The organism is Eggerthella sinensis (genome assembly GCF_003339815.1).
GTDB lineage: Bacteria > Actinomycetota > Coriobacteriia > Coriobacteriales > Eggerthellaceae > Eggerthella > Eggerthella sinensis.
The window spans coordinates 35,887-46,973 of sequence record NZ_PPTT01000030.1; the positions used below are offsets into that span (position 1 = coordinate 35,887).

At 66.3% G+C, this 11,087-nt stretch carries 8 protein-coding genes and 2 tRNA genes; 4 read left to right on the plus strand and 6 right to left on the minus strand.

What is annotated here, in order from left to right:
• Window positions 1-7 precede the first annotated feature (7 nt).
• The 4 genes from thiD to C1876_RS14360 all read left to right on the plus strand — a co-directional run bounded on the left by thiD (window position 8) and on the right by C1876_RS14360 (window position 5,118).
• Window positions 8-790 carry a bifunctional hydroxymethylpyrimidine kinase/phosphomethylpyrimidine kinase gene (thiD, locus tag C1876_RS14345; RefSeq protein ID WP_114547409.1) on the plus strand — a complete coding sequence of 261 codons (783 nt, stop codon included), beginning with the start codon at window positions 8-10 and terminating at the stop codon, window positions 788-790.
• Window positions 781-2,568, plus strand: coding sequence for a sensor histidine kinase (locus C1876_RS17860; protein WP_211309557.1), 1,788 nt, complete (start codon window positions 781-783; stop codon window positions 2,566-2,568). The genes thiD and C1876_RS17860 overlap by 10 nt, the downstream gene beginning before the upstream one ends.
• Window positions 2,565-3,356 carry a response regulator gene (locus C1876_RS14355; RefSeq protein WP_114547410.1) on the plus strand — a complete coding sequence of 264 codons (792 nt, stop codon included), beginning with the start codon at window positions 2,565-2,567 and terminating at the stop codon, window positions 3,354-3,356. Before C1876_RS17860 ends, C1876_RS14355 begins: the two co-directional genes overlap by 4 nt.
• A 112-nt stretch (window positions 3,357-3,468) precedes the next feature.
• On the plus strand, window positions 3,469-5,118 hold the full coding sequence (locus C1876_RS14360) for a sensor domain-containing diguanylate cyclase (RefSeq protein WP_114547411.1): 1,650 nt from the start codon (window positions 3,469-3,471) through the stop codon (window positions 5,116-5,118).
• Here the strand turns inward: C1876_RS14360 and C1876_RS14365 are convergent.
• The 6 genes from C1876_RS14365 to C1876_RS14390 all read right to left on the minus strand — a co-directional run bounded on the left by C1876_RS14365 (window position 5,115) and on the right by C1876_RS14390 (window position 10,626).
• Window positions 5,115-6,764 (minus strand): amidohydrolase, encoded by a 1,650-nt coding sequence (locus C1876_RS14365; protein ID WP_114547412.1) that lies wholly within the window; start codon window positions 6,762-6,764, stop codon window positions 5,115-5,117. The genes C1876_RS14360 and C1876_RS14365 overlap by 4 nt on opposite strands.
• 39 nt (window positions 6,765-6,803) lie before the next feature.
• Window positions 6,804-7,886, minus strand: coding sequence for an MBL fold metallo-hydrolase (locus C1876_RS14370; protein ID WP_244910167.1), 1,083 nt, complete (start codon window positions 7,884-7,886; stop codon window positions 6,804-6,806).
• Between the two features lie 130 nt (window positions 7,887-8,016).
• Window positions 8,017-8,093: transfer RNA gene (locus C1876_RS14375), tRNA-Glu, on the minus strand.
• Between the two features lie 31 nt (window positions 8,094-8,124).
• Window positions 8,125-8,198: transfer RNA gene (locus tag C1876_RS14380), tRNA-Gln, on the minus strand.
• Window positions 8,199-8,376: 178 nt separating this feature from the next.
• On the minus strand, window positions 8,377-9,117 hold the full coding sequence (locus C1876_RS14385) for a CDGSH iron-sulfur domain-containing protein (protein WP_114547413.1): 741 nt from the start codon (window positions 9,115-9,117) through the stop codon (window positions 8,377-8,379).
• Window positions 9,118-9,228: 111 nt separating this feature from the next.
• Window positions 9,229-10,626, minus strand: coding sequence for a CCA tRNA nucleotidyltransferase (locus C1876_RS14390; RefSeq protein WP_114547414.1), 1,398 nt, complete (start codon window positions 10,624-10,626; stop codon window positions 9,229-9,231).
• Window positions 10,627-11,087: the final 461 nt, after the last annotated feature.

Consider the following 11,087-nt stretch of genomic DNA (forward strand, 5'->3'; position numbering starts at 1 on the left):
GCGCGCTATGGAAGCAGTTCTCAGTATCGCCGGATCGGACTCGAGCGGCGGTGCCGGCATCCAAGCCGACATCAAAACCATCGCGGCGCATCATCTGTTCGCCGAGACGGCCATCACCGCGCTTACCGCGCAGAACACGCTCGGCGTGACCGGCGTGCTCGACATCGAACCCGCCTTCGTGGCGGCGCAGATCGACGCCGTGTTCGAGGATATTCGGCCGGCTGCGGTGAAAATAGGCATGGTGTCGTCGGCCGCCATCATCGCTACGATTGCCGAGCGGCTGCGGGCGCACGGCGCGCGCAACGTCGTGGTCGACCCCGTTATGGTGGCCACGAGCGGCGCGCGCCTCATCGACGAGGATGCCGTGCGTGCGCTCGTGGACGAGCTGCTTCCGCTTGCAGACGTCGTCACGCCGAACATGCCCGAGGCCACCGTGCTCTGCGGCTTCGACGTGGTGGACGAAGAGACGATGGAGCGCGCGGCGCGTCAGCTGGCCGGAGCGGGGAAGGGGGCCGTGCTCGTGAAGGGCGGCCATCGCACCGACCGCGCCGACGACGCGCTCGTGACGTCGTCGGCTGCTCCGGCCGTGTGGCTGCGCGCTCCGCGCATCGACACGGCGAACACGCACGGGACGGGCTGCACGCTGTCGTCGGCCATCGCCTGCGGCCTTGCGCAAGGGCGTGACGTGGAGCAGGCCGTGCGCGCCGCGAAGGACTACGTCTCCGGCGCGCTCGCCGCGGGCCTCGACCTCGGCAAGGGCTCGGGTCCGCTGGATCATCAGTGGCGATAACCCACACACGTGTCGAGCGGACGATTGCCGCCGTGCTCGCGGCGGCCTTCCTCGTGCTTGCGACGGTCGTCGTCGCGCAGGTGCTGCCGTTCGACAATGCGCAGGAGACCTCCGTCGAACCGGTGCGGCTCGTGATCGAGCCCGAGGCGGAAGCCCTGCTCGACGTCAACGCGAACGAGGTGCGCGCCGTCGAAGTGGAGGGGCGGTTCGACCGCTTCCTGCGTGCCGGCGATCAGCTGTTCTTCTTCGTGGAGAACCTCGAGGTGCACTTGCTCCTCAACGGGCAGGAGGTGTGCGCCATCGGTACGCCCGACAACCATCCTGCCACGTTCCGCTCGTCGGGTTCCGGATGGGGGCGTTTCGTCCTGCCGCAGGACGTCTCGAACGAGGACGTGTGGACGGTCGAGCTTTCGAACGCGTACGGGAACAACTTCTCCGGCGCCTACCGCGATTTCGTCGAGAGCCTGGCCACGGGGGACAGCGGCGCTCTGGCGCGCGCCGAGCTCAACGAGCACGGGCTGTACCTCGTGGCCAGCCTGTTCGTGCTGTTCGCAAGCGTGCTGCTGCTCCTGTCTACGCTGCTCCTCGCGAGCCGGGGCGTCAAAACGCACGCATCGGTGTTCTTGCTGGCGGGCTACGCGATCAGCACCGGCGCCATGTTTCTCCTGACGCCGCAGATCAGCACGCTGCTCTTGGGCAACAGCGTGCTCGTGTTGGCGCTGGAAACCGTGTCCATGCTCGTGGCCCTTCTGTTCGCCGTCGCGTACGTGGGGTCGTTCATGACGGGAGCGCCGCGACGGGCGAACGATGTCGTGCTGCTGGGCGTGTTGGCGTTCTCCCTCCTCTACCTTGTCGGTCAGGTGCTCGGCTTCACGGACGCGTACGCCGTGCGCACTCCCATCGTGGTGGTGCTCGGGCTCGTATCGGTGTTCGCCGTAATCAACGTCGGGTGGGCGCTGCGCTCCGGCCAGAGCGACCGCCTGCGGTTCCTCGTGGCGCCGGGTTCCGTATTCCTGTGCTTCGTGGCTGCGGAAATCGTCAACTACCAGCTTGAGTTCTTCGGCGAGACCGTTCTGCTGTTCACCGGTTTGGTGCTGCTGCTCGTCTCGCAGTTCGCCCACGCGATCGGCTACCTCAAGGGAGCCCTGCAGCAGGCGCAGCGCGCGATGGAGCTCGAGCAGGAGCTCACCCAAAGCCGGGTCGCGCTCATGCTGTCCCAAATCCAGCCTCATTTCCTGTTCAACTCGCTCGCCGTCATCAAGAGCCTGTGCCAGACGGACGTGCGGCAGGCCGAGCGCGCCATCGACTACTTCTCCGACTTCCTGCGCGGGGATCTGCGCTCGCTTACGAACGCCGATCCCATCGCGTTCGAGCAGGAGCTCTCGCATGTGCGCAGCTACGTGGAGCTCGAGCGCATGCGCTTCGGCGACCGGCTGCGCGTCGTGTGGGACACGCCGATCGTGGATTTCCGCGTGCCCCCGCTCACCGTGCAGCCTATCGTGGAGAATGCGGTGCGCCACGGCGTGACGAAGCGGCGGGAAGGCGGTACCGTGCGCGTCGGCACGCGCGAGGAGGAAGGGGCGTACGTGGTGACGATAGAAGACGACGGGGTGGGGTTCGATCCTGCAGCGCCCTTGCAGGACGGTCGCGCGCATGTGGGCATCGACAACGTACGGGCGCGACTGGCCGGCCAATGCGGCGGAAGCGTGACGGTGGCCAGCGCCGTCGGCAAGGGGACGACGGTCGAGATGACCATTCCGAAAAAGGGGCGCCCATGAAGTGCTTTGCGGTCGACGACGAGCCCATGGTGCTCTCCCTGCTCGAGCGCACCATCCGGGAAGCGGCCCCCGCATGCACGGTGCAGGCGTTCGGCAGCGCGCTCGACGCGCTTGTGGCCGTCGATGCGGGCACGCATCCCGACGTCGCGTTTCTCGATATCGAGATGTACGACATGACGGGTCTCGCCCTAGCGAAGGCCCTGCGCGAGCGCTCGCCCGAAACGAAGATCGTCTTCGTCACCGGCTATGCCGAGTACGCGCTCGAGGCGTTCAACGTGCGTGCGCGCGGCTACGTGCTCAAGCCGGTCACGGTGGAGAAGATCCGCGCCGAGCTCGAGGATGTGCAGGAGCCCGCGCGCCCGCCCGCCACGGTGGTGCGGGTGCAGACGTTCGGCCATTTCGAGGTGTTCGCACACGGCGAGCCCGTGCGCTTCGCGCATGCGAAAACAAAGGAGCTGCTCGCCTACCTCATCGACCGCCGCGGCGCGTCGGTGAACACGGCCGAGGTGTGCGCGGTGCTGTGGGAGGATCGTCCCGACGGCCCGTCGGTGCGCAGCTACGTGCGCACGCTGCTGTCCGACCTGTCCAACGCGCTGCAACGCGTCGGCGCCGACGACGTGCTCGTGAAGCGCCGCAACAGCTTCTCGGTGGACTGCGCGCGCGTCGAATGCGACTACTTCCGCTTCCTCGAGGGCGATATGGCCGCGGTGCACGCCTACCGGGGCGAGTACCTGTCCCAGTACAGCTGGGCTGAGATGACGCTCGGCAACCTGGAGCGTCTTCGTTAGCTTGCGGTTCCTTTGCGCTTCGTTCGCTATGATCGTTCGATTGGTTTGAAGACCATCGACGAGGCGCAAGGGGAAGCTTACGAAATCCATACAGACGAAGTTCGTCGCGCTCATGCTGGGTTGCACGCTGCTGTGCGCCGCGGTGGTGGGAGGCGCGGGCATCATCAACGCGAACAGCGTGGTCGATGCCGATTCGTCGCACATCATGAACCTGATGTGCGGGGAGAAGGCCGAAAGCATCGACGCCATCCTGTCGCGGATCGAGCAGTCGGTGGGAACGCTGGCCATGTACTCGATGGACGGGTTGGACGATACGTCGCTGCTGCAGGATTCGTCGTACGTCGACGAGCTCACCGCGCGCATCCAGTCGGTGGCCGTGAACGCCGCGAGCAGCACTGAAGGGGCGCTTGCCGTGTACGTCCGCTTCAATCCCGAACTCACCGACGCCACGGCCGGCCTCCTTTGGAGCAAGACCTCGCAAGAAGGCAGCTTTCGGGCGGTGGCGCCCACCGACCTCTCGCGCTACGCGGCGGACGATACCGAGCACGTGGGTTGGTACTACGAGCCGGTGAAGAACGGCAAGCCCACGTGGATCGCGCCGTACTTCAACAAGAACCTCAACGTGGAAATGCTGTCGTACGTCATCCCGCTGTACGCGAACAACCAGACGGTGGGCGTGGTGGGCATGGACATCGACTTCGACGTGATCGAGGACGTGGTGATGAACACCCACGTGTACGAGAGCGGCTACGCGTTCCTCACCGACGGGGAAGCGAATATCATGTTCCATCGCGAGCTGGCGCAGGGCACGCCGATGAGCGGGTTGGAGGAGAGCCTGGGCCCGGTGGCCGCCGAGCTGCAGGGCGGCGGCGACGGATCGTACCTGTTCCCCTATACGTGGCGCGGCGTGGAGAAGCAGATGGCGCTCTGCAGCCTGAGCAACGGCATGCGGCTGGCCATCACGGCGCCCACCGCGGAAATCGACGCGGCAAAGAACAACCTGATCTTCCAGATCGGCGTGTTCACGGTGATCGTCTCCGCGCTTGCCGTCGTGATGACGTCCCTCATGACGCGCAGGATCGTGCGCCCGCTCAAGGAGCTCAACGTGGCCGCCCGGCAAATCGCCGAAGGAGATCTGTCCATCGAGCTCTCGAGCAGGACGAAGGACGAGGTGGGCACGCTTGCGGAAAGCTTCCAGCAGACGGTGAACCACCTGCGCCAGTACATCGACTACATCAACGGGCTTGCCTATCGCGACGGGCTGACCGGCGTGAAGAACAAGACCGCCTACCAGGACACCGCGCAGCGCCTCGAGGAGGCCACCAAGACGGGCAAGCCGGAGTTCGCCGTGCTCGTGCTCGACATCAACGGGCTCAAGCACGTGAACGACACGTGCGGGCACGACTTCGGCGACATGCTCATCATCGATGCATGCCGCATCATCTGCAAGGTGTTCAAGCGCAGCCCCGTGTACCGTGTCGGCGGGGACGAGTTCGCGGTGATCCTCGAGCATTGGGATTTGGAGCACTACGTCGAGTTGCTCGAACGGTTCGAGCGCGAACTCGAGGAGAGCAACCAGTACGCCCATCCCGAAGGGCGGGTATCCATCGCGCGCGGCATCGCGGTGTACGAGGAGAGCGTGGATTTGACCTTCGTCGACGTATTCAAGCGGGCCGACGAGGCGATGTACCAGAACAAGGCGGCCATGAAGCGTCGGGAGCGCGACCGGCGCGCTCCCGACGATGCCTCAGACGACCGTTAGGCCTCGCGTTCGAACACGCAGCGGCCGCCCATGAACGTGGCCAGCACCTGCGTTTTTTGGATGTCCTCGTCGTCGCAGGTCAGAAGGTTGCGATCGAGCACGGCGATGTCGGCCAGCTTGCCCACCTCGAGCGTGCCCAGCTCGCGGCGGCGTCCGGCGGCCGCGGCGCTGCCCTGCGTGTAGGCGCGCAGCGCTTCGGCGCGGCCGATGCGCTCGGCGGGCAGCCAACCGCCGGCGGGCTCGTGCGTGACGGGGTCCTGCCGCGTCACGGCGCTGTACAGCACGTCCATCGAATTCACGTCCACCACGGGCGAGTCGGTGCCGAACGCCAGCACCGCGCTCGTGTCGAGCAGCGTGCGGAACGGCCACATGTAGGGCACGCGCTCGGGCCCTAAGTCGCGCTCGGGGCCGCCGGGATCGAGCGTCATGTGGGGCGGCTGCACGGCGGCCACCACCTGCAGGTCGGCCAGGCGCTCGAGGTCTTCGGGCAGGAAGTTCTCCAGGTGCTCGAGGCAGTTGCGGCGCCCTTCCGGCAGGGGCCCGAACGTCGCGCGCGCCTCCTCGAAGATGTCGAGGGCGGCATGGATGGCCGCGTCGCCGATGGTGTGGATGCGCACGGGATAGCCCCGCTCGGCGGCGGCCAGCACGTAGGAGCGCATGACGTCGGCATCCACGGTCGGGCGGCCGCAATCGCCCTCGACCAGCGCGTTCGCGTACGGCTCGGTCACCCAGGCCGTATGCTGACTCGACACGCCGTCGAAGAACTGCTTGAAGCCCGGCGCCTGCAAATACGGCCCCGTGTAGCGCTCCCGCATGTCCTCGAAGCGGCTCATGTCGTCGAGTAGGGTGGGGAACAGGTTGACGCGCGCGGTCAGCTCGCCGCGCGCGAGCAGCGCCGCATGCACGTCGTCGCGGATGAAGTCGAGCCCCGGGTGCGCCATGAGCGACATGTCGCAGACGCTCGTCACGCCGTTCTCGGCCAGGCGGGCGAAGAACCCGCGGTAGGCGTCGGCCACCTCCTCGTCGGTGAACGAGCCCATGATGTGCGGCATGAGCGCCATGGCCGCCGCTTCGCGCACGATGCCGGTGAGCTCGCCCTGCTCGTCGCGGTCGTAGGACCCGCCCGCCGGCGGTACGCTGTCGCGCGTGAGCCCCAGCTCGTCGAGCGCCGCCGAATTCAGCCACAGCGTATGGGCATCGCCCGAGTACAGCGCCACGGGACGGGTGGGAAACGCCGCATCCAGCGAGTGCTTCGAGGGCAGCACGGGCGGGTCCCACCGGTACTCGCGCCAGCCCTGCGCGAGCAGCCAGCCGTTCGGCCGTTCGGCGGCGAAGGCCTGCATGCGCGCCACACAGTCGGCCTCGTTCTTGCCGAGGAACATGGTGGCCAGGGGGGAGGCGTAGACGGCCGAATGGAAGAAGTGCAGGTGCGAGTCGTGGAATCCGGGCACGACGAGCGCGTCGCCGACGTCGCGGATGGCGGGCGCGGGGCCGTCGCCGTTCTCCTTCAGCGCGAAGGCGCGCACGTCCTCGCGCGGGCCGACGGCCGCGATGCGGTCGCCGGCGATGGCGATGGCCGCCGGTCCGGCCGTGCCGTCGGTTCCCGTGAACACCTGCCGGCTTTCGATGATCAGGTCGATGTGCATGCGGGCTCCTTTCGTTTCTCTTAGTGCTCGTGAGGCGGTTTAGGGCAGTTCGTAGCGGTAGTCGTCGCCGCAGAGCGTCTGCTTCACCTTGCCCTCGTTCACCAGGTAGATGAGGTGGGCCAGGGTCTCTCCCATGGAGAAGAACTTCTGGTCGAGCGGCCATTCGTGCCAGTTGGGGTACTTCCACGACGCGTGCGACGAGATAGATACCACGTCGCGATGGCCTTCGGCCACCAGCTCGTAAATCTCGTCGAGGCGCGCCTCGTGATGCGCGATCAGCTCCATGACGCGCCCGCGCAGGTCGGAGAACGGCACGCCGTGCGCCGGCAGCACGAGGTCGACGTCGTAGGAGTGGATCTTGCCCAAGCTGCCCAGGAACTCTTCGAGGGCGTTGTGCACCGATATCCACGACGAGATGGACGGCGAGATACGTTCGAGCACGTGGTCGCCGATGATCATGAGCTTGTGCGCGCGGTCGTACAGGCAGATGTGCCACTGGTCGTGCCCCGGCGTTTCGATGATCTCGAACGCGAAGCCTCCGGCGCGGTACACGTCACCTTCGTGCAGGTACGTCACGGCAGGTTGGTACTGCAGCGGCAGCAGCTCGGCCGACACGTGCGGCTGCGCGTAGCCCCGCTCGAACGACAGTCCGCCGCTCTGTTTTGGGGTGGCCGCCTGCACGAGCAGCGGTCCGTACACGTGCGCTTCCAAATCGAGGAAGTTCTCCACCTCTTGGAACGAGTGCAGGTTCGCGTAGACGGACATGCCGTCGCGGTAGATGCGGTCGAGGTTGCCCGTGTGGTCGGGGTGCGAGTGCGTCAGCACGATCTCGACGCTGTCCCATGAGCGGCCGAGCGCGCGCAGCGCGTCGTCGAGCGCCTGCTCGCAGGCGGGGTGGTTGAACCCCACGTCCACGATGGTGGTTTTGTCCTCCGCGGTGATCACGTAGGAGTTGAGCGCCTTGAGCGGGTTGTGCGGCAGCGGAACGCGCACGAGGTAGAGGTTCTCCACGATGGGGATGGGCGCGCCGAACTCCGCTTCCTCGACGGCCTGCTTGTACGGCTGATGCGCGTCGGAAGCGAGGTCGCGCATGGCCGGGATAGATTCGTTGTTCTCAGTCATAGATCCTCCGGTTTCTTTTGTCGCCGCCATTGTACGCCACCGCGTGGCGTGCGGGGGTGGGGCGTGCGGGCTCCGGGGGAGGAAGGCAAAGAAAAAGGCCAGCGGAGTAATCCGCTGGCCTGTCATTTCTTGGTAGCTCCGACCGGATTCGAACCGGCGACCTCCGCCTTGAGAGGGCGGCGTCCTAAACCGCTAGACGACGGAGCCACATAGTGCGCTGTACAGTATACCGTAATAATGGCTGGGGTGGAAGGAGTCGAACCCTCACATACGGCACCAGAAGCCGCTGTCCTACCATTAGACGACACCCCATCGGCTAACCGATGTGTTCGTGCTGCTTTCGCAACAGTCGCAAGCGCGAGTTGGTATATTACGGGGTGTGCGCTGCTTCGTCAAGCCTTATTGCCAAATTTTTCTGGAAAAGTTGACGAATTTGATGCGCACGCGGGGCGTCGATCCGCCTTGCGCGGGTGTTTTGCCTGGTGGGCAGCTAATCAAGCCCGTCCTCGAACCCGACGGTCACATGCATGGCGTCGCAGAACGGCTTGTTGCGCGATTCGCCGCAGCGACAGAGTGCATAGCGGTTGCGCATCTCGTACATCGAGCCGTCGGAGCCGATGAGCGGAATGCCCCCGCGCACGTACAGCGGGCCGCTCACCCCTTCCTCGGGGTCTTCGAGCAGGGCGATGGACGGCGTGAAGTCCGGCTCGTAGATGGCGCCCGTCTCGGAATCGATGTGCACGAGGCGCCCCGCGGGACAGTCGGTGGACTCCTTGACGGCCTCGCGCTTGAGACGCTCGTCGCCGGACAGCTCGGTGAGCGTCCACACGTCGCCGTCCTCGCGGTGACAGAACCGGGCGAATGCGCAGCGGTTGTCGTCGTAGAGCGTGACGCCGGGACCGGGGTAGATGTCGGCACGCTCTTCGAAGGGAGCGCGCGAGGCGGTTTCCGTGCCGTGGAAGTTGGCGGACACGTGCGAGCCGTCGCAGAACGGCGGGGTTGTCGTGCGACCGCAGCGGCAGAGCGCGTACGATTCCTGCTCGGGGAAGGAACGTACCGTGCGGTATTCGCGATGCCCGCCGACGGGCGTGATGACCTCGATGGTGAGCGGCACGCTGCCGTTCACGAGATAGGGGCCGTTGTGCGTGATGGTGATGCTCATGGCGTGCTCGTCCGCGGCAACGGGTTGGGTTTCCGGCTGCGCCTGGGCGGGGGCGGAGGGTGGAGTCATGGGGCGTTCCTCGCTTTCCTGAGGTGATGACGATGCATCAGATCAGTATAGGAAGCGAAGCGGCGTCGCGCGTGCCGTATGCGAACTCGTCACCGGGCGGTCGTTCGGCCGTCACCAAGCGCCGCGGTCCTCGTGTTCGTCGCGCCAGCCTGCGATGAAGGCGCGCAACGCGTCGGGCTCGTTCGCAACGCGCTCGTCGATGACCGCGTCGAGCGCTTCGGCCAGGGCGCGTCCGACGAAGGGGCCCTGCGGCACGCCGAGCTCTATGACGTCGCCGCCGTTCAGCGCGAGCTTTTTGAGCGAGAAGGCCTCGTCGGCGGCGATGATGCTCGCCAGGATGCGCTCGAGTTCGTCGGTTTCGTCCACACGCCCGATGCAGTGCGGCGCCTGCCCGCGCGCATCGCCGCGCTTGAGGTCGCAAAGCGCGGCGAACAGCTCGGTGTCGCCGCCAAGACGCGACAGCGCGCGCTTCACGGCCTTCGGCGTGCGTTCGATCACGTCGTCGTGGCGTTCCACCAGCACGAGCACGCGCGTGATGAAGGCCGACGACAGCGCCAGGCGCTCCATGATGCCGCGCGCCAGCATCACGCTGATGGCGGCGTGCCCGTAGAAGTGCCCCGTGCCGTCCTCGTCGGTGAAGAACGCCGCGGGTTTGCCCATGTCGTGGAACAGCGCGGCCCAGCGCACGAGCGGGTAGGGCGGCACGCCGTCGATCACGCGCGCCGTGTGCTCAAGCACGTCGTATATATGGTAGGGCGTGCGCTGCTCGAAGCCCTGCATGGCCACGAGTTCCGGCAGCACCGCGGCCAGCACGCCCGCGGTTGCAACGAGGGCGTCGCCCGCATGCGCTCCCAGCAACAGGCGCTGCAGCTCATGGGTGACGCGCTCGATGGAGATGCGGGGGAGCAGCCCCTTGTTCGCCAGCATGCCCTCGAAGGTGGCGGGGTCGATGGCGAAGCCGAGCTCGGCGGCGAAGCGGCAGGCGCGCAGCATGCGCAGCGCATCCTCGGAGAACCGACGGTTCGGGTCGCCCACCGCGCGGATGACGCCCGCCTGCAGGTCGGCATAGCCACCGTAGGGGTCGAACAACCCGCGCGCGGGATGGTAGGCGAGGGCGTTCATGGTGAAGTCGCGGCGCGCGAGGTCCTCGCGGATGGTGCGCACGAACGACACCTGCTTCGGATGTCGCGCGTCGGCGTAGGCTCCGTCGCTGCGAAACGTCGTGATCTCAAGAGCCTGCTCGTCCACGATCACCGTGAGCGTGCCGTGCGCCGTCCCCGTCTCGTGCGTGCGATGCCCGCAGGCCTCGAACGTCCGCTGCACGTCCTGCCAGTGCGCCACCGTGGCGATGTCGATGTCCACCGAGGGACGGCCGAGCAGGGCGTCGCGCACGTAGCCGCCCACCACCCACGACTCGTAGCCGTCGGCTTCCAGCACGGCAAGCGCCTCGAGGGCGTAGGGCGGCAGGGGTATGTCCACCATCGCATCGAGGTCGGTGTGGTTCGGCATGACGCAGCTCCTTTCGGTCGCTCCCTATACTAATATATGCACGCGTTCGGCGTACCGGCAAAAGCGGAGCGGTCACGACATTGTCGGCGTACCGGCATGGGGCTCCTCTCCACAATTCCTGCATGTTTCAAATTGCCCCCTTGCGCGCTTCGCCCGGGGCGGGTAATATACTCGGGCTGCGTTTTCCGGGAGAGGGGCGCGGCGCCGGTTCCGCCGGCTTCCCGGGAGAGGGCGCGCGAGCGCCGGCCCGGAAAACTTTTTCGAGAAACTGGAAAAAAGTTCTTGACGGCGGGTAAACGGTTCGGTAATATATCTCCTTGCGCTTCTGAGAAAGACGAAAGCGCGGGGCGCCCGCAGGGGCGCCGCAGAACCTTGAAAACCGGATACTGAGAAGCAAGAATTAACATAGCCAAGCACATGAATCTTGTTGTACGGAAACCCGGCCCGAGGCGAACCCCCCT